Origin of the sequence: Paenibacillus barcinonensis, assembly GCF_003217495.1 — a bacterium.
In the GTDB taxonomy this organism is placed as follows: Bacteria; Bacillota; Bacilli; order Paenibacillales; family Paenibacillaceae; genus Paenibacillus; species Paenibacillus barcinonensis.
This window is the reverse complement of the sequence record NZ_QJSW01000004.1, coordinates 381,964-401,046: the sequence shown is the minus strand read 5'-3', so window position 1 is coordinate 401,046 and position 19,083 is coordinate 381,964. Positions and strand designations below refer to the sequence as shown.

Below are 19,083 nucleotides of genomic sequence, written 5' to 3'. Positions count from 1 at the left end.
GCCGAGATTCGACAAGCCGTGGAGGATTACGTGTACAATTACAACTACCGACGCTTTCAAGCCAAACTCAAACAGCGCGCACCGATTGAATATCGTTGCGCGCTGGCAGCATAGCTTTTTTTCATCTGTCTACTTGACAGGGGTATGACCACTAGGCGGCTTTTCTGCTGAATAATTATCTTAATATTCTCCGAGGAAGATCACCTCGGTTTCCAATTCCACCTGGAACGTATCCCAGACCTTTTTTTGAATAAACTGAATCAGGTCCTCATAATCCTTGGCTGTTGCATGATCGACATTCACAATAAAGCCTGCATGCTTCATCGAAATTTCAGCCCCACCGATGCGAGTGCCCTGCAAGTTACAATCCTGAATCAGCTTACCGGCAAAGTACCCCTCCGGGCGTTTGAATACACTTCCACAAGACGGATATTCCAGTGGCTGCTTCGATTCCCTGAGAAATGTCAATTCTTCCATCTTGCTCGCGATTTCCTGCTTGTCACCTTGGCGAAGTGTAAATTCAGCATCGAGTATAATATAATGATCCATCTTGAAGAGGCTGTTGCGGTAACTCAGCTTCATCTCTTCACGCGGGATAACGACAACCTTGCCTTCACGAGTAATGACTGTTGCCTGTTCTATCACATCAGCAATTTGGCCGCCATACGCGCCGGCATTCATGTACAGCGCGCCACCGGTACTGCCAGGAATGCCGCAAGCAAACTCCAGCCCGGTCAGGCTATGTGCCAAAGCTGCTCGGGACACATCAATAATATCCGATCCGCTCTGTGCTATAATACGCGTTTCGTCTACCTTGATCTGATCAAAGTGGCTTAACGAGATCGTTACACCCCGAATGCCCCCATCCTTGATAATTACGTTAGAGCCTTTGCCAATGACGGTCAGCGGCAGCTGATGGCTGTTCGCAATCTCTACTACTTTGGTGATCTCCTCTACCGTAGTCGGATGCACGAGAATGTCCGCTTTGCCTCCAATTTGAATAAACGTATGATTTTTTAAAGGTTCATTAAATTTCACTTTTTCTTTAGGTATGTGATTCTCAAAAATGTTCATGATTTTCTCTCCCTGCGTTCTTCAAAAAGAACATGATTCCTACATTGTAAATCGAAACACACTCCGATGACAATCTATCCTCATAATTCCCTGTACAGACCGATGAAATTCAATCGGTTAATATAATGATATTCGCCTGTTTGCTGAATAGGTACTCAAGTACACGTTAAATTACAAATGAACAAAACTTTCAGATCGTCAGGCATAAAAAAAGCAATAGCGCTGCGGATTTATCACCCGCAGCGCTTAAACATCTTACCACATATTCTTGAAATCCTCTACCTTATAAACAAGAGCCAGGTTCATTTCTGGCCATCGACTGGAATATTCGTATGGGTCAATTCCGCTGATAGCGCCCATAACCGGGTAGCTTGCTCTGGATCAATGGCGTATGGCTTCACACCGTAAAACGCACCGCCCTCGGGAGCGACTTCACTGATATCACAATCTTCACAGTACACACCGCCCATGCCTTCAAGCTTGGGCGACGTTGCCGCCCATACTTGAGTAGCCGCCCCTTGTTCAGGTGATTTAAAGGCCGGGTTCGCTACGTTGCCAGCTTCATCAATCCAACCGAGAGCAACCATCTCCTCTTTAGGCATATGGCGCTGTAATGGCGTTATAATGCCACCCGGATGAACCGCAAATGCACGAACTCCATGCTGCTTCCCAAGTCTGTCCAGCTCCACCGTGAACAAGCTGACGGCTGTTTTGGACTGGCCATAGGCCGGGAACTTCTCGTATCCCTGCTCAAAATGCATATCATGCCAGCGAATCGGCGAGAAATGGTGTCCTGTAGAGGAAAGAGACACGACACGCGCTCCACCCTCACTAATCAGAGCAGGCCATAACAGATTGGTCAAGGCAAAATGACCCAGATGATTCGTTGCAAATTGTGCTTCCCACCCTGGACCCACTCGTGTCTCCGGGCAAGCCATAATGCCTGCATTCAGAATCAACATGTCGATGCTGCGTTCGCTTGCCAGAAATCGCTCGGCAAATGCACGTACACTGGACAGATCGGCAAGATCAAGCTCATCTACCTCCACATTTTGCACATCCATCAAGGCTTCCCGCGCAACCTCAGGTCTGCGTGCTGTTACAACAACCTGTGCGCCCGCACGAACCAGTGCACGAGTTGTCTCCAGCCCCAGACCGGAATATCCTCCAGTCACAACCGCAAGACGTCCAGACAGATCCAGCCCATGTAAAACCTCATCCGCTGTACTGCTCTTATCAAAACCTGAATTCATTTTTTGCTGTAATGCTGTTGTATTTTTATTCATATCCATTCAATTTAGCTCCTTATACTCTCATTAGTAACGGTAATTGCTTTATAGTATTGATCCCGGTTGGGACTAATATAAACAGTCTACACCTTAGAGTAAACTCGAAGTCAAATGATGCCCGTTAAGAGCGAACGACGAAAAAAGCCGCCATTACGGCAGCTTTACTCTACTTCAGATGAATCTGGAAGACATCACCGACGTTACCACCAAAAACGATAAATTCGTTCTTCGGAAGCCTGGTTGTCTGTTCACCAGTTGCGATGGAGAACTGCAGCACCTGACCTTGAAGCTTTTAATCAGCTGCGATGGGACAAGATAGAAGAGCGATGGGATTTTTTCGTCCAGCGCAAAATATTGCAAACCGTTCCGTGCAGACCCCTTCTCTTGCGTGACCGCATCCAGTTTGTTATGCTCCAGCTTCTGATAATCATACGTACTCATCCCCATCTGTCCCAGTCCCGGCAAGCTAAGATATCCTTGAACCTTCACATAGGTTTTGGCATTGCGTTCTTTCACAAAGCTCACCTTCACAATTCCATTCTGAATATTGATTTCCATGGTTGCACCAACGTTCCCATACAAACCGGAGTAATCTTTCAGCTCGGCAGGCATCTCGGTTTGAACTGGCGCAAAGAAGGTGCGGATCCGGTGTAATGTTATCAATGATGCCTACTTAGCCCACTCACGCGCTCGACCAGAATCTCCAGCAATTGAAAGCCGTCATTACAATAGACCGAGTATTCACCAGGCTTGGATTTAAGACGTTCGGCCTGAAGTTTGATCAGTAATTCATCATGATTACGTGTATCTTCATCATCAAAGAGTATGCTGTTTCCATAGTGCGAACCATATAACCCCGATGAATGATTCATTAACATTTGGAACTTTAGTCTCATTTCACCAATTGAGCATGATGTTTACTTCTGATACTTTTGTTGAACCAGCGCTAAGGTTGGTTTGTAACTTACTTGATCCATTACACCACCTGACTACCCCTCCACGATATCTGCATGCAGATGCGATGCTGCTTCCACCATCACCGGAACGATGGCCTCATTCGAAATAGCAACGTATAACTCCCCCATATATAATCGGAACGGATATTGTTGTCCTTCATGCTCCCACATAAAGAAATCCCCTTCAATGGTCATCGTACTCTCCGCTCCAACAATATGAAGTACTGTCGAATAAGTGAATTCCGGCTTGGAGGCAAAGTAAGCTTTGCATTCTTCCAGAGAGATTTGTTGTTCCGCATTGTTTTCCTGCATTGATCTGGTTATTTTAAAGCGTTGATTCATTTTGTTATTCCCCCAACTTCATTTTTTGTGTTCTCTGCTTCATTTCATAACAACGTATTTTCTCATTTCGTTCAGCCTATGTCAAAGCACAGATCATGATTGTTTATTTGTAACTTGAATCTCCCAATTTGCATCATAATGAGCGCTCGTCCATACGAACGTGCTCACATTGAATATAGTATGTTATCTCATTGATAAGGAGGGAATGTCACATGACCAAGTTTCTTGATGAGAGAATGTCAGTAAATGCAGATACATTTAATTCCATCGCCACTCCTATTCCAGTCATCAATACACCTACATTATTTGCACAGATCGGGCTATTGACTGCGGGCTCAGGTTCCAATCCGAGAGTTTCTCTGGAAGGTACGATTACAGTCGAGCTTCCACGCGCTCTTTTTCAAGTCCGAATTACGATTGTACGAGGGACTGCCGCAACCGATCCTCTCATTTATTCCGCCAATCACACGTATGGCCTGGATGGATTACTTGTGCCGGAGGTTATCATGTTTTCTACCACTGACTATAATCCCCCTATTGCTCCACAGCTAACCTATACTGCATTTATCAGTACCAATCTGCTTGGTACCATCCGGGTAGGTCCCGAAAATTTTAATGGATTTATCGTTTCAGATTAAGCTTGGGTTATGACCCCTCTATACTTCCTCGCACCCCTGCCGATAAACTTCTTGCTGCTCCCGCCATTTCCGTTCAACTGGATCAAGTACGTTGAAGTTCGATGCTGCGCCACGTATTGATCAGGGGGTAACCTATGTTCCATTCCGCACTGTCGGAGAAGCTCTCGGCATTGAGATCAGCTGGGATAGCAAAAAACAGACGGTAACTGCAGTGAGTACGTCCAGAGGGAAAACAACGGAGGTTGTGCTTCAGGTGGGAAGTAAAACAGCCGCTGTAAATGGTGCCAGCGTGCAGCTTGCTGCTGCCCCTGTGCAGCGTGAGGGTCGTGTGCTCATTCCGCTCAGCTCGTTTAGCAGCCAGTTCGGTGTACGTACTGGATGGAATCAGTCTACACGAACGGTCTCTATGGTGTCACCTCAGCGGGAGATGCACCTTAGAGCATTCTATGCCGTGAAATCATATCACGAGATTGATCTGTTACCCTCCATGAATTCGGTTGCTTTTGGCTGGAGCCGGATTGATCGGGAGGAACAGTTTACACTGGAAGGCAAAGAATATCAGATTCCGCCCGCTGCTGGTGAGGTCACACCTCAATCTATCGTAGCTGGTGCCGCTGAACAGCAAATTCAGCCGAGCCTGATGGTTTATGGTCTCGATGGAAGCGGCGAATTAACGAAAATGCTGAGTGACAGCACGTTACGACAAAAATCGTTGGATGGCATTCAAGCAGCTGTACAGGAGTATGGCTTTGGCGGTGTGGTGCTTGATTTTGAGGGACTTGGCTTCAAGCTGGATGCATCCAAGCAGCAGCAGTTGCTTAATCAATATGTAAAGCAGCTCAGAGAGGTGCTTCCGTCCAACATTACCATTTCCCTGGCCCTTCCTCCGCTTAATAGTGCTTATAAAGGATACGAGTACAAAACACTTGCTTCCATCGCAGACGACCTTATCATTATGGCGTATCAATACAATCCTGTGGGGACCAAAGCTCAAGTGCCTGAACCGAACAGTCTGGTCGATCAAGCCATTCAGCTTGCGCTGCAGGCAGGTGCACCGAAAGAGAAGCTGCTGCTCGGTATCAATTTGAACAGTGAAACATCTTCTTCCGTGAATGACAAGCTTGGACTTGCCAAACGTTACGATCGTCGCTACGAACGTGTGATTCTCTTTTGCATGTAGTATTTTTCTATTTCATCATCTTGTCCACACCACCAAATAACAGCTTGACTACTGCACTCGGTCCCGGCAAACGTGGATTAAAGAGCAGCAGGATACCAATAACTGCGCTGATTGCTGTAATACCTGCTGTAATCCACCTGACCTTGTTCTCTTTACTACTTTTCCATTCGACATATATGATGGTTGCTGCCACCAGCATCACTCCCAAGACCGAGCTAAACAAAATCATGCCACTCCCTGCCTTTCCCATCTACACTTCATTGAAATGTCCTTATTTTTCATTTTCATCAGGAATGCCCTGTGGTCCAGTTGACTTTCCTGAGCGCACTACTTTGGCCTTTACCTGAATCTGCACATCAAGATCAGGGTAAATTTTGTCCCAGTTCTTCTCCTGCTTTTTCCATTGCTGCGGATAGAATCTGCGAAATTCAACAGCGAAATGGTACAAGTCTGTCCGCATCTCCTGCTGTGACAGCTGCAACGCAGCCTGAGCCAGCTCCTGAAGCTTTTTGCCCCACTCCTTCTCCAGCTCTTTCAGAATAGAAGGGTCTGTCAGGTCACCGTCCGTTGTATTCAGCACCACTTCTCCCTGGGTCTCAATATCAACCAGCATTCGCCAATGTCCGCCTGAGATTTTCGGTTTTAAATTTGTTTTAATATCTAGTGGCTGGATAGAAAAAGAACCTTTGGAGGATCGGAATTCCACGGGCATGATAATGTTGTTAAGATCTTTGGCAAGCAACAGCACACCGACGGTTAACGGCTCTGTTATTGTGCGAACATAACGATCTTTCTTATACAGGCTTAATCCTTTAATGTAAGGTGTCGTTGCGAGTTTGTCCTTTTCATCTAACGGTGGCAATGTCAGCATACGCGATAAAATGACCGATTCGCTGGGCCCTTCAATGGATTTTGCCAAATCCAGCACCGTTGTTCGTGTACCCAGCCTTAAATTAGCCATCTCACGCAAGGATTCAGCAGAGCTTCTCTCCAACGGATCTAGCAAGGCCAGTATTCCTTTGGCCGACTCTGTTGTGGAAAATACATAAGCATGCTCCCTGATCTGCGGGTATCGCAGAAAAAAGTCAATATACTCCCGAATTCCATGTTTGCCCGCATCCTCATTAATGACGATCACTTCACAGTGCCCCCAGAACATATTCCGCGGGACCTTGCGCTGCAGACGATTCAATGCCTCGGCGATATTCTGACCATCAGCTGTGCGAATTAATGTCACCCCACTTGGTGAGCCCCCGCCTCCTGTACTATCGCCCCCACCAGCTTTGCGGGGAACGAAAATCTGAGCGGTAAGCTCCACTTTATCGTCTCGATAATCGACTCCTGTTGCCAGCACAATCGCCAGATCATTAATCTCGATGCGGTCCCAACAGCCACTTAATAACGTGCAGACAATGACAGATGTGATGCAAATGTGCAGCATTCGTGCTGCTCTACCCGTTGGACTAGTTCTTCGCGTGTTTCTGCCGAACATGCGACCACCCCTTCTTCAACCATGCAATACCGTAAGTGAGGCCGGGCAGCACCAGCAGTATACAGATCGTATAGAGATTGGCAGATGCTGTAATCAGGCTGGATAAACCCGAGCCTTCCGTAGACACCCAATAAGCAAAAATTAAGGACATAAAGGACAGAGGCCATACCAGCGGTTTATAATCTTTTATGGCGAACCACTCCGCGGTTGAAGTAACCGATATATATAGAAACACCGATATTTTCACAAAGATGCCAAAAATCCATATGGCAATAATAATGGATTCGATATGCTGCAAGAAATCTGCTATTGTAATATATCTGGCAGCAATCATAACCGGGAAAACAAATGTATCCGTCAAATCCCCGATCAAAAAAAGACAGAACACATTGGTGACTGTCATCGCTATCGTTGTCAGAACTAGAGAACCGAAAAGAATGCGCACTGTTCTTTTTTTCCGATTCACGTAAGGCATTAGGAAAGCAATGACGATATATTCACTGAACCATGCCCCCGGCGCCATAGCTCCTTCAAGGACGGGGAGTGGGCCATTTTCCATAAAGGGAAAAAGCTGGGCAGGATTCAGTTCACCGATTAATAACACAAAGATTAATGCCAAAAGAACGATGACCAACGTAACAAAAACTTGTGCAGTCCTTCCCACCACTTCAATTCCGAGTCTAACATTGATTGCGCATACGAGAATCATCGTACCCATGATTACAAACATCGGAGTGCGTGGCAGCGCATTGTTCGAGATGAATTCGCCATACTCACGGACAATGATACCTGTGATATGAGGCATGTAGAGTATGTATATCAGCCCCAGCAGCTTACCGGGAATACGACCGGTGATTAATACACTGGATTGAATCAGTGTTTTTCCCGGGTACATTCGGTGCAATCCAAGCGATATAGCAATGCTGGCAATGCCGAGTATGGACCCCAATGCAGGTGTCATCCACATATCATGACCGGCGTAATGCATCGTGATTCCCGGTACAGACAGAATCGCTGTCGCAAGGATTGCCGGGAAAATCATGAACGCCAGTTGGGTTACAGATATCCTTCCTTGATCGGGTAACATGATTTCCCCTCCCTTTGATTCCTGTGTTCTACATTAACGTGTTTTGTTCCAAGGTGATGGACGCCACCATACATCCTTGACCTCCTTGGACATCGTCGGGGCAAGCGGTGACAGATAAGGTGTGCCAAACGAGCGCAAGCTGCTGAGATGGATAACGATGACGATAATGCCCAGCATAACACCAGTCAGTCCCAGTGTTCCTGCCAGGATCATGACCGGAAACCGCAGCAAACGAGTAGCGATACTGGCGGCGTAACGTGGAATCATAAAGGAGGCAATTCCCGTAATGGCCACAATAATAATCATTGGTGCCGATACTATACCTGCTGTGGTGGCTGCCTGACCAATAATCAAAGCTCCAACTATGCTGACAGCAGAACCGACCTGCTTTGGCAAGCGAACCCCAGCCTCACGCAGCGCCTCAAAAGCGATCTCCATAATCAGTGCCTCCACTAAAGCGGGAAAAGGAATCTCCTCTCTCGCCTTGGCGATGCTGAGCAGCAGTACAGTTGGAATCATCTCCTGATGATACGTCGTTATCGCTACATAAGCAGACGGAAGCAATAAAGATAATACATAAAATGAGTATCTCAGCCAGCGCAGAAACACACTCATCAGTGCATATTGATAGTAATCTTCAGGAGATTGCAGCATGGAAAACAACGTCACAGGGGCAATGAGCGTAAATGGAGTACCATCAACAAAAATGGCAAACCGACCTTCAAGCAAATTGGAGGCAACGACGTCCGGCCTCTCCGTGGCAATCATCTGTGGAAACGGGGAGTGACGTTGATCAATAATGTCCTCCTCAATGTACTGACTTTCCAGAACATCACGAACTCTAAGCTGATCGAGCCGTTTTTCCACTTCCTCGACCAGCTTGAAATCAATAACCCCTTCCACATATGCCAGCGTAACACTTGTATTAGAGCGTTCACCTATCGTGCGTGTTCGAAATTTCAGCGAAGGTGTTTTCAGCCGTTTGCGAATCAGAGATAGATTGGTTGCCAGCGATTCTGTGAAGCCATCCCTGGCACCACGTACAGTAGATTCCGCCAGAGGCTCCTCGGTGGAACGATTGGCCGCCTTGTAGAGCGGGTACGTTGTAGCTACATTGGAGCCCTCCAGCAATAACAACGCTTCTCCCTCCAGTATCGCTTCGGCAGCCTGCGTTGATGTTTCTACCGTTTTAACCGATGCCATCGGCACCTGGGCGGCTTCAATGCCAACCTCCTGTATAGGGGTTAACACCTGTCGCTCCAACCGTTCTGCATCACAGAGCCCAAAGCAATATACGCAAAGTGCCGGGGTAAAACCCGCCGTCTCGAAGGAATGAAATATGACATCCGAGCAATCAGCAAATACAGCTCGCAGCGTTTCTTCATCGTGTACAAGATGTCCTGTCAAGGGCAGATCCAGATATGCCGCTTGATCTCCCTGCTTGCCTTGCTTGCTGTCCTCGTTGGAGGAGCTGAATTTTTCATTCCCCTCTGTTGTTTGTTTCGTCTTTTGGTCTGATGCTTGTTTCGTCTCTTGGTCCGAGGCTTGCTTCGAAGCTTGATTGGCACCTGCCTTAGAGCTTTGATTCGCACCTTTCACGGGCTCTCCCCCCTTTCTTCCGTATCGTCCAAGGATTCTCAGTAAAAGATATCATTTGCTTCCGGGGCCGGAAATATGCAGTAAAACGACGAAAAGAGCCGCACGTGAGCGACTCCCTTCAAGCATATTGATATACCTGAGTAATCAAGCTAACCTTTAACAGCACCTAAAGCTACACTTCCGATAATTTGCTTCGAGAAAACCGCGAACACAACGATGATTGGTAAAATAGAAATCGCCACCCCGAGATATAACAAGCCATAGTCCATGCCATAATATCCCTGAACAAGTGCAACCAGCACCGGCAGCGGATATTTATCCAGCGAGAAAAACAATACGAGCGGGGTCAGGAAATTATTCCATGATCCGATAAACGTAAAAATACCGAGTGCCGAGATGGCGGGCCCAAGGATGGGCAGCACAATCTGGTTAAACGTCCTGAACTCACTTGCACCATCTACCCGGGATGACTCAATAATCTCGTCAGGAATGCTGCTTTCCATAAACTGCTTGATAAAAAAGACATTAAATGCATTGGCCGCCGCAGGTAAAATAATTGCCGCGTAGCTGTCGAGCAGGCCGAGTGTACTGAATAGCCGATAGACCCCGATGAGTGCCAGCTGGCCCGGAACCATCATGGTTGCAAGCAGGAACAGGAACAGACCGGTGCGGCCTTTAAAATGAAACTTGGCAAATCCATAGGCGGTCAATGCCCCGATATACAGCGACAATACCGTTGAGCTGCCAGCGATAAAAAAGCTGTTGGCGAAGCCGCGCCAGATATTGATTTTGGATGCCATATTCACATAATTGTCCAGCAGAAATGTGCCTGGCAGAAACGTAAAGCTGGAGGCAATGGATGCATTGTTATGTGTAGAATAGATCAGCATGAGGTAGAACGGAATCACACACAAAACAGCGAGGGCGATGAGAAACAGATAAATGAGGATTTTCCCCAATGTCAGCCGCTGGCGAAAAGCATGATGTTGAAGCACGGCCTCTCGCTGCCCGGCAACCTTAGCAGTTTGCATACAATCTCTCCCTCCCTATGAACGGCTCTTCCGTTTGGTCATGATGAACGATGCAACAGATAACAAAATAATGATGACAAACAGACAGAACGCTATGGCAGCTCCGTAACCAAATCTTGTGCTCTGGAACGCAACATTATAAAGGTACATTATACTGGTCATTGCGGCCCGATCGGGTCCACCGTTACCATTAGTCAGTGTAAACGGCTGATCGAAAATCTGAATGCCCCCGATGATTGACGTAATAATCTGGAACAAAATAATCGGTCGGAGCATAGGTACGATAATGTGCAGGAAGATATGCTTTTTCTTCGCACCATCAATTTGAGCCGCTTCCTGTAGTGCCGGATCAATCCCCTGCAGGCCTGCCAGATAGATTACCATCGAGTAGCCAAAGTATTGAAAGAACAGGATAGATGATACGATCAGGCGCATAAACCAAGGGTCATTTTTCCAATTGATCGGATCTTGAATCAACCCGGTCTGCACGAGAAAATGATTCAGTCCACCCGACTGCCAATCAAAAATCAGACTAACCAGCAAGCCAAGCGAAGCCGCCGTGACGATATTCGGGAAAAAATAGACTGCCCTGAAAATATCCCGTCCCTTCAGCAGCTTGTCGTTCAGAATAAATGCCAGAACAAGCGACACCGTCAGCTGTGGCACTACCGAGACACCCCAAATGAAGAGCGTGTTAAACAATGTTTTATAAAAGAGCGGGTCTTGAAGCACTGCAACGTAGTTACCGATCCCTACGAATTCCGGCGTGGTTATACCATCAAAATTCGTGAAGCTGATATACAGCGAGTACAGAATCGGATACAGTCCAAAGATAGCAAATATGATAAAAAACGGTGCGATAAAGTAATAGCCATAGTGATCCTTGCGAAGTGTTTTGGCAAACATGCGCTGTCCTCCCCATGATCAAATGTTTTTACTCTGCTATCAAGTAAGTTAAACTTACTCCACCTCTAGTTCCGGGAATCTCAGGCGCACATCACGTTTGATGCGTTTCACCACGTCCTCCTTCGTCTGGATATCACCGTTCAGATAGAGCTGCAACAGGTTTCGATAAATATCAGTATTGATAATGCCGTCATATTTGGTGCGTTCATACACCGGGACCTGCTTGGCTGCCTCCGAGAAAAACTCAAAATGCTTTTGTCCGCCCAGGTAAGCCGAGGTCAGCGAGTCTGCCAGCTCATCATTTACCACCATGTTGCTCGTAAAATAGTCCTGCTCCTTCGCAAGTCCTTTCAGAAACTCGTGATTAAAGTTGTAAAACTCAATGAATTTCCAGGCGGCATCCTTCTTGTCACTCTTGTTGTACATCGCAATATAAGTTCCTCCTGAACTGAAGGAAGACGGCCCATGGGCCAACCCCCATAACCCTTCGGTATCGGGTGCATTCGCCTTGAATGTAAACTGTAGTCCCCAAGTGGCAGCCGGATAAAACATTACTTCACCTTTTTGCATGGACGCGGCATAACCTGCACTTCCATCCTCGTATTCAGCAAGTACCCGTCGCTCACGCGCCTCACGTACCAAGTCGAGCACCTTCAGATACGTCGGATCAATAACCAGCTTTCCTTCCATCACCCAGGGAATGCCGTCGTACGAGTTCGCGATACCATTCCAGTTGGCAAGTGCATGCACCTTGTTGCCACTCTGCTCCTGCACCTTCTCTCCAATCGCAAAAATGTTCTCCCACGAATTAATCTGTGCACTCACCTTCTCCGGGTCATCCGTACCCAGATATTCCTTGGCCAGATCCCGGCGGTAATAGATTCCTCCAGGTGTTCCCTGATAACCAATCGCTCTGACATTTCCCTCACTATCCTTCTCATTGGCCTGTACAAAAGGATATTGCTCTTGGATCAGCTTGTCGGCATTATAAGGCGGCGGTGACAGATTTTCCAGATAGGGTACATCAATCAGTTCCCTGATATTTCCGTTCTCAATCATAAATACGTCCGGGGCCTTGGAGCTGGTCTGAAGTGCTGATTTGAGCTTGGTTAGATAGAAGTTGCCCGGTATATTCACAAAATTCACCTTGATATCCGGGTATTTTTCTTCAAATTTCTCAATGGCATAGCCTGCCTCATCCGTGAAACTCCAGACCGTAATTTCCTGCTGCTTTGTTTGATTGGATGCCCCCGTTTGGCAGCCCGTACACACCATGACTGCACCTGCAAGCACCATAACCGGCATAGCCCATCGCTTAAACCATCTCTTCATAAGTACCCTCCCCAAAAAGGAAACGCTTACAATTTATTTGAGTATATGAATTTGAGCGAGAGCTTTCTCCACAAATATTGTCAATCATCCTTGATATTTTGCGATATTGGACCGGTGACGCTTGCGGAATTCGGAAGGTGTGCAGTGATTGTATTTTTTAAAAAGACGATTGTACGAGTTCACATTGTTGAAGCCGTGACTGATCGCGATCTCCAGAATAGAGTCTTGACGGAACAACAGTGCCCACTCCGACTTGATAATGCGAAAATGATTCAGATATTCCATCAGCGTGATGCCCTTGATTTCTTTGAACAGCTTGCAGATATGGAATTTGCTGAATTTCATATGCTCTGCTACCTGCTCCAGCTTGATCGGCTCAGCGTAATGCTCCTCCAAATATTCACAGACCGCTTCAAGAAACTCGAACTTTTTGGATGAAACGCATGGCCAGCATGGCGCATTCTCATTCTCGGCAGCCGGAGGTGCAGTTCGCAGCAGCAGCACGATCAGATCATACAGCCGGGATACCATGAGCCAGCGATACCCGGGCTTCTGATTTTTTTTCTCAGTAGCGATGGCTTCTACATACTCACCCGGATTGTGCTGACTGTCGAACGGTATAATTGTTGTTTGATTAAAAAGCGCTCCAAGCTCCTGCATCTCCGCTTCACTGGTGAAGCTCCCGGTCAGCAGTTCAAGACGAAACAGCAGAATCGTCAGCCGTTCGGTTCCAGGCATAAAATAATGCACGTCCCCCGGCTTGATCAGAAGCATATCGCCTTGTTCCAGCTCCAGAATCTGCTCGTTCACACCAATCCGTGCCTGCTTTCCATTTACGACTACAAGCTCTACCTCATCATGCCAATGTGCAGCATAATTGAATTGTGCACCTGTATAAATTAACCGAATGGGAAAGCCGTCGGCCATGTGACCTGTTTCCAGAAAAGTAGGTACGCCCATATGCTTCGCCTCCTCTTTTTTCCACACACATCTGCCTTACGTTTCTATTCATATGCCTGAATGTACTCACCCTGCTCTCCTATTCTAACTAAAATTGGGCTGCATATCCAAATGAACAACCCTTAAAGCGCTCCAGTTAGGGGGTTGCCATTCAGACGTGATAAGATAAGTAAAGTGAACATTTGATAAAATCGGAGTGGTGGAACATGAAGTTCAGCAAATTCAAAGTGGGGCAGTGTTACAAGACGGCGGAGGTCACACTGAGCAAAGAGGATATTATGCAATTTGCGAATATGTATGACCCCCAATATATGCATCTTGATGAGGAAAAAGCAAAAAAGGGACGTTTCGGCGGGCTTATAGCCTCGGGGATGCAGACGCTGAATGTATCGTTCAGACTATGGATTGATGTGGGCATCTATGGTGAGCATATCATTGCCGGGACAGGCATGAATCAGCTTCAATTTCTCAAACCTGTATATCCGGGCGATACGCTTCACGTTGTAGCAGAGGTTATTGAATTACGTCCCAGACGAGCAGGCAACGGTACAGTAACCGTACTGCTGAGCACCTACAACCAGAAGGGACAGAACGTATTTCGGGCAGAACTGAGCGCACTGGTGGATAATTAGGCAGCAAAAGAGTCATCAACTTGTAGTCCAATATTGCCCGCATGTGCTGAAAAGCTAATAAGCCGCCCGTGGGCGGCTTTCGTCATGCGTTTGTTTTTACGAAAACGAGCTGCGCATTACTTGTCCAAGAATCTCCACACCTTTGACAATCTGCTCGTCAGACGGTGTTGAGAAATTGAGACGAATCGCATTACAAGGGTCCTGCTCATTCACCAGAAATGCATTACCAGGCACGACAGCTACGCCTTGTGCAGCCGCAGTTTTGGCATAATCCACCATCGGCACATGCGCTGGAAGATCACACCACAGGAACAGTCCGCCATCAGGGCGGGTATAGGTCACGGCGTCACCCAGATGCTCCTGCAGGTTCTCCATCATCAAGGTCGCCTTTCTCCGATAGACGTCGCGAATATGGTTAATGTGACCGGCATAATCGTATTGTGTCATGAAACGATGTGCCAGAATCTGCGGAAGCATCGCTGTATGTACATCCTCGCCCTGCTTGGCAACAACCATTTTCTCCACCACTTCATGTGGGGCTTGCACAAAACCAACGCGCAGACCCGCTGATAATATTTTGGAGAAGGAGCCTACATAGATTACAATTCCCTCTTCATCCATTGACTTGATGGTTGGCACGTCCTCACCGCTGAATCGAAGCTCGCCATATGGATTATCCTCCAGAATCATCACGCCATATTTCTTCGCCAGCTCATAGATCGCTTTGCGTTTCTCCAGACTGGTTGTTACACCTGTTGGATTCTGAAAGCTTGGAATTACATAGATCATTTTCACATTCGGCTCCGTTTGCAGCGCATGCTCCAGCTTCTCAATGTCCATACCGTCCATCTCCATCGGCACACCTGCCAGCTTCGCGCCGGAAGCCCGGAAGGAGTTCAAGGAGCCGATAAAGCTTGGACTTTCACAGATAATCGTGTCTCCTTCATTACACAGCACTTTACATGCAAGCTCAATTCCCTGCTGTGCACCTGACACAATAAAGAGCTGGTCAGACGGCTTGCCTGTGTTGAAATTACGCTCCAGATGCTGCTGAAGTGCTTCACGCAGCGGAACATAGCCTTCCGTAATGCCATATTGCAACGCAGTAACCGGGTCCTGCTCCAGAATAGATTGGGTGAAGGTGCGAATCGCTTCGATCGGGAACGTTTCCGGTGCGGGGTTGCCCGCTGAGAACGGAATGACATTTTGACCTGAAGAGGCCTTCAAAATTTCACGAATAATGGACGGCTGTAATGACGCAATCCGGTTGGAAAAAGTATAATTCATCTTCAATAACATCCTCTCGGCATCTGATCTGTCTTCTGTCTCTCCATGATACATTAGACTCTATTATACGAGTATTTTTCGATTTGCTAAACAGTCATGTATTCGTTTGGGGGCTTTTTTTTGTCATGATTACGTTGAATAACAGCAAAAAAGCCACCTCCCGGCAGCTGGATGATCTCATCTGTGAAGCTCTTCTTAACGCATGGGTCGTCTTCTCATCTGATCTTTCTTAGCTTCTCATCTCATGGAAGACAACCTCGTGGCCTTCACTACATATGATGCAAGCCGGGGAAACATTCGGACAAGAGCCGGATAGAAACGATGGGTTTTGGCAAAAGCAAGCTGTTGAATGGTTCTGGCTCTGCGCAGCAATGGGGCGAATTCCCGCTTGGCTTCCCGTGTATATCCGTTTTGCCACGCGTCATACTGTAACTCATCCTTTAAATATGCGTCAGTCCACCTTGCACACATGATTGCGGAACGAAGAGCAATCGACATGCCGTCGCCGCATAGCGGTGGAATCACCAGCATCGTATCACCAATGTGGGGGTAACTCGACCATGGTTCAGGTACAATGGACAGTTGTAGCGGTGCAACAGATACCTGTGTTCCCTGAACCGTACTGCCTTCCATTAAACGGTCGGCCAGCTTGCGGTTGGTAAGCGCTGCAGCCTGCAGAATCTCAGGCACGGACTTGCCACTCCCTTGCACTGAATCCAGTGTTAATAATGCCGCTACATTTACCATGCCATTTTCAATCGGTGAGATCCCTACATAACCACCATTGCAAAAATAAAGCTCCACTCTCGCAGGGATGCGAATGCCCCTGTAATGGGACTTTACACCGACATATATCGTTTCATCCCGTAGCCCTGCTTCGCTATGCGTTCCCCGCAGCTTTTTGCTGCCGTGGGCCCCGATAACAGCCTTCGTTTGATAACGTATATATTCGTCGCCTTGCTTGACCTCGACTTCATATTGTTTATTTTCAAGCTGCCGGGTGGCCGTAATGTTCGCTTTGGTGATGATGCTGGCCCCGGCTTCCTGCACCTGATGATGCAAAAGCTGATCCAGCACATACCGGCTTATGCCATATGCTGTACCAGGCAAGGGCGCTTCGATCTCACCGCCATCAGGCAGTATAATTGTTGCATGATCCATAAGGCTGGTTGCCTGCTCAGCTTCAAGTAAATTCAAATCTAAATGCTCCAGCATCTCTCTAGTTTCAGGTGACATAAACTCACCGCAGGTTTTATGCCGGGGGAACTGTTGCCGATCCAGCAGCAGTGTACGATGGCCCTGCCGTGCCAGCTCGATTGCACAGGCACTGCCTGCAATACCGGCTCCGATAATGATGATATCCGTTGATCTTGTCATGTTATCCCGCCTTCCTGCTGAGGGATGACAACAGAAAAACGAAATAATGGCTTCCATTCATAGGTCATCGTCTCATGATTCAAGCGCTGTCTGAGTTCCTGCCAATCCTGGCTGGTAAAGCCCTTCGCTACCGAAAGTGGTCCATCATGACGAATATAGCGATTACGCGAGATTAACCGGGTGGTGATCCAAACAGCCTTATAGGATACGGTATGACGATGAATATCGTTAATCACTACACCATATCGTGATACCCGCAGCATATGGCCCACCATATTCACGAGCTGCTCTCCTTCAAAATGATGAATAAATTGCGAGCCTGTCACAATATCCGCCGAAGCATCCGGTAGCGTAGTTAGATCCGCACGCTGTACACGAATACGCGGCTCATTCTGGAACAGCTGCCGGGCTTCCTGACAAGCTTCCTCGGTCATATCGACTAACGTAATCCGCATATCAATGCCTTGTTTCTTCGCCCATCTCAGCAACCTCTTATTTACATCTCCTGAACCCGCTCCGACATCCATCAGGGTAAGCTTTTCCGGCATGCCGATAGACTTCCACAGCTTGGCTACGCCAGACAGCGTTGGACCAGACGCAGCAAACAGCTTATTGAGTCGTCTCAGATGCCGCAGCGCTTCATGCAGTTCCTCTCCACCCGTTGAGAAATCATCCATCAGCTCTTCTTCCTTGGCCCGACGATGCAGCGTTCTAAAAAAAGACATGATTCGTCTCCTCCGTTACCGACGACAAGCACGGAACATATGTGAATTTCATCAGTTCCGCTGTAAGTCCAGGACCAAAAGCCATCGCCACCCCTTCGGTAGCTGACTGTTCACGTATTTTCATATCCATCCGCATGGCCTGAAGCACAAACAAGATTGTATTCGAAGACAAATTGCCGTAATCTCTCAAAATATCGCGGCTATACTGCGTCTGCTCCTGCCTTAGATGCATCACTTCCTGAACAGAATCTACGATTCCACGTCCACCCGGATGTATCGCCCATAGTTCCGGGAACTGTTCATTTTGCAGCAGCAAGCGCAGCTCTTCTTCCAGATGTAAACCGAGCAGCTTCGGGATTCGCGGTGACAAATGTAAATCATACCCGTAATCCGCCACTTTCCAGGTCATATCTTGCGTTGAGTCTGGTAGCAGCACCGAATATCCGATCCCCAGACTCAAATAGTCTGTGTGCCGAGCATCAGGCGTACCAACAATGGATGCGGAGGCTGCATCCCCAAAGAACGATGCTGCGAACAACGCTTCCCGATCCTGCACCGGCTGGAAATGAAGAGAGCATAACTCCACGCAGACCACCAGCACTTGAGAGCCGGGTGCACCTTGCACGACATCACGAGCCATCTGAATCGCTTTTAATCCGGCAGCACAGCCCTGAAAAATTAACGGCAATCGGTTTACTCGCGCGGATAAACCCAACTGGCGAATCAATTGCACATCCAGCCCCGGCAAATATTGCCCCGTGCAGCTGACGGTAATCAAATGAGAGATGCTTTCGGGAGATGCTCCCGCGTCCAGCATCGCCTGCTCCGCAGCCCTTACCGCCAAAGGCAGTGCTTCCAGCTGGTATGTATCCATTCGTTCCCTGGTTGTGGGAATGTCCTTCTGTTCATCCGTGGCTGAGGGCAAATAACGACAGTTTTCAAGCGCGCCAAGATAACTCGGTTCCACGGTGTATCGTGTCTCAACCCCGCAGGATCTGAAAATACGCTTGGCAAAGCGGGCCAAATCCGGGCGATCCTGCACGGAAGCAGCGATAAGCTCTGCAATGTCAGCCTGATCTACAACGTGTGCCGGTAGAGCAGTTCCCATGCCAAGAATGGCAGCATCACCTGAAAGGTGGTTTACATTTGAATTCATATGAACCTCCTGATTCGGGA

20 protein-coding genes and 1 pseudogene are annotated in these 19,083 nt (G+C 47.7%); 4 read left to right on the top strand and 17 right to left on the bottom strand.

What is annotated here, in order from left to right:
- The first annotated feature begins 6 nt into the window (after window positions 1–6).
- On the top strand, window positions 7–114 hold the full coding sequence (locus DFQ00_RS30310) for an IS3 family transposase (RefSeq protein WP_425271016.1): 108 nt from the start codon (window positions 7–9) through the stop codon (window positions 112–114).
- A gap of 66 nt (window positions 115–180) precedes the next feature.
- Here DFQ00_RS30310 and murB read toward each other — a convergent pair whose 3' ends face one another.
- The 5 genes and pseudogenes from murB to DFQ00_RS09330 form a co-directional block, all read right to left on the bottom strand.
- Window positions 181–1,074: a UDP-N-acetylmuramate dehydrogenase gene (gene murB, locus DFQ00_RS09350; protein ID WP_110896199.1), complete on the bottom strand. Its 894-nt coding sequence runs from the start codon at window positions 1,072–1,074 to the stop codon at window positions 181–183.
- A gap of 302 nt (window positions 1,075–1,376) precedes the next feature.
- On the bottom strand, window positions 1,377–2,366 hold the full coding sequence (locus DFQ00_RS09345) for an SDR family NAD(P)-dependent oxidoreductase (RefSeq protein ID WP_425271012.1): 990 nt from the start codon (window positions 2,364–2,366) through the stop codon (window positions 1,377–1,379).
- A 168-nt stretch (window positions 2,367–2,534) separates the two neighbouring features.
- Window positions 2,535–3,026 carry a hypothetical protein gene (locus tag DFQ00_RS09340; RefSeq protein WP_110896198.1) on the bottom strand — a complete coding sequence of 164 codons (492 nt, stop codon included), beginning with the start codon at window positions 3,024–3,026 and terminating at the stop codon, window positions 2,535–2,537.
- A gap of 8 nt (window positions 3,027–3,034) precedes the next feature.
- Window positions 3,035–3,244: pseudogene (locus tag DFQ00_RS09335) on the bottom strand (serine hydrolase); the annotation flags it as partial.
- Window positions 3,245–3,352: 108 nt separating this feature from the next.
- Window positions 3,353–3,661, bottom strand: a complete 309-nt coding sequence (locus DFQ00_RS09330; RefSeq protein WP_110896197.1) for a hypothetical protein — start codon at window positions 3,659–3,661, stop codon at window positions 3,353–3,355.
- A gap of 212 nt (window positions 3,662–3,873) precedes the next feature.
- Between DFQ00_RS09330 and DFQ00_RS09325 the strand changes: the two genes are divergently transcribed.
- Together DFQ00_RS09325 and DFQ00_RS09320 are read left to right on the top strand one after the other, a co-directional pair.
- On the top strand, window positions 3,874–4,299 hold the full coding sequence (locus DFQ00_RS09325) for a hypothetical protein (RefSeq protein ID WP_110896196.1): 426 nt from the start codon (window positions 3,874–3,876) through the stop codon (window positions 4,297–4,299).
- A gap of 91 nt (window positions 4,300–4,390) precedes the next feature.
- The gene (locus DFQ00_RS09320; protein WP_244213752.1) at window positions 4,391–5,479 is read left to right on the top strand and encodes a stalk domain-containing protein; all 1,089 of its coding nucleotides are present in this window, start codon (window positions 4,391–4,393) and stop codon (window positions 5,477–5,479) included.
- 7 nt (window positions 5,480–5,486) lie between these two features.
- Here the strand turns inward: DFQ00_RS09320 and DFQ00_RS09315 are convergent, their stop codons facing one another.
- From DFQ00_RS09315 to DFQ00_RS09280, 8 genes are all read right to left on the bottom strand, one after another.
- Window positions 5,487–5,729, bottom strand: a complete 243-nt coding sequence (locus DFQ00_RS09315) for a hypothetical protein (protein WP_146236140.1) — start codon at window positions 5,727–5,729, stop codon at window positions 5,487–5,489.
- A 21-nt stretch (window positions 5,730–5,750) separates the two neighbouring features.
- Window positions 5,751–6,971: a Ger(x)C family spore germination protein gene (locus DFQ00_RS09310; RefSeq protein WP_110896194.1), complete on the bottom strand. Its 1,221-nt coding sequence runs from the start codon at window positions 6,969–6,971 to the stop codon at window positions 5,751–5,753.
- Window positions 6,943–8,058 (bottom strand): GerAB/ArcD/ProY family transporter, encoded by a 1,116-nt coding sequence (locus tag DFQ00_RS09305; protein WP_110896193.1) that lies wholly within the window; start codon window positions 8,056–8,058, stop codon window positions 6,943–6,945. The genes DFQ00_RS09310 and DFQ00_RS09305 overlap by 29 nt, the downstream gene beginning before the upstream one ends.
- Window positions 8,059–8,091: 33 nt before the next feature.
- Complete coding sequence (locus DFQ00_RS09300) at window positions 8,092–9,657, bottom strand: spore germination protein (RefSeq protein WP_244213751.1); 1,566 nt, start codon at window positions 9,655–9,657, stop codon at window positions 8,092–8,094.
- A gap of 149 nt (window positions 9,658–9,806) precedes the next feature.
- Window positions 9,807–10,688, bottom strand: coding sequence for a carbohydrate ABC transporter permease (locus DFQ00_RS09295; protein ID WP_110896192.1), 882 nt, complete (start codon window positions 10,686–10,688; stop codon window positions 9,807–9,809).
- A gap of 15 nt (window positions 10,689–10,703) precedes the next feature.
- Window positions 10,704–11,594, bottom strand: a complete 891-nt coding sequence (locus tag DFQ00_RS09290) for a carbohydrate ABC transporter permease (protein ID WP_110896191.1) — start codon at window positions 11,592–11,594, stop codon at window positions 10,704–10,706.
- A gap of 54 nt (window positions 11,595–11,648) precedes the next feature.
- Window positions 11,649–12,926, bottom strand: coding sequence for an ABC transporter substrate-binding protein (locus DFQ00_RS09285; protein WP_110896190.1), 1,278 nt, complete (start codon window positions 12,924–12,926; stop codon window positions 11,649–11,651).
- Between the two features lie 84 nt (window positions 12,927–13,010).
- Window positions 13,011–13,886 carry an AraC family transcriptional regulator gene (locus tag DFQ00_RS09280; protein ID WP_110896189.1) on the bottom strand — a complete coding sequence of 292 codons (876 nt, stop codon included), beginning with the start codon at window positions 13,884–13,886 and terminating at the stop codon, window positions 13,011–13,013.
- 206 nt (window positions 13,887–14,092) lie between these two features.
- Here DFQ00_RS09280 and DFQ00_RS09275 point away from each other — a divergent pair, with 206 nt between their 5' ends.
- The gene (locus DFQ00_RS09275) at window positions 14,093–14,518 is read left to right on the top strand and encodes a MaoC family dehydratase (protein ID WP_110896188.1); all 426 of its coding nucleotides are present in this window, start codon (window positions 14,093–14,095) and stop codon (window positions 14,516–14,518) included.
- A 96-nt stretch (window positions 14,519–14,614) separates the two neighbouring features.
- On the opposite strand, the gene DFQ00_RS09270 is transcribed toward DFQ00_RS09275, so the two are convergent.
- From DFQ00_RS09270 to DFQ00_RS09255, 4 genes are all read right to left on the bottom strand, one after another.
- The gene (locus tag DFQ00_RS09270; protein ID WP_110896187.1) at window positions 14,615–15,805 is read right to left on the bottom strand and encodes an aminotransferase-like domain-containing protein; all 1,191 of its coding nucleotides are present in this window, start codon (window positions 15,803–15,805) and stop codon (window positions 14,615–14,617) included.
- Between the two features lie 237 nt (window positions 15,806–16,042).
- The gene (locus DFQ00_RS09265) at window positions 16,043–17,182 is read right to left on the bottom strand and encodes an NAD(P)/FAD-dependent oxidoreductase (protein WP_110896186.1); all 1,140 of its coding nucleotides are present in this window, start codon (window positions 17,180–17,182) and stop codon (window positions 16,043–16,045) included.
- Window positions 17,179–17,907 carry an SAM-dependent methyltransferase gene (locus DFQ00_RS09260; protein ID WP_110896185.1) on the bottom strand — a complete coding sequence of 243 codons (729 nt, stop codon included), beginning with the start codon at window positions 17,905–17,907 and terminating at the stop codon, window positions 17,179–17,181. The genes DFQ00_RS09265 and DFQ00_RS09260 overlap by 4 nt, the downstream gene beginning before the upstream one ends.
- On the bottom strand, window positions 17,894–19,063 hold the full coding sequence (locus tag DFQ00_RS09255) for a type III polyketide synthase (protein WP_110896184.1): 1,170 nt from the start codon (window positions 19,061–19,063) through the stop codon (window positions 17,894–17,896). The genes DFQ00_RS09260 and DFQ00_RS09255 overlap by 14 nt, the downstream gene beginning before the upstream one ends.
- Between the last annotated feature and the right edge of the window lie 20 nt (window positions 19,064–19,083).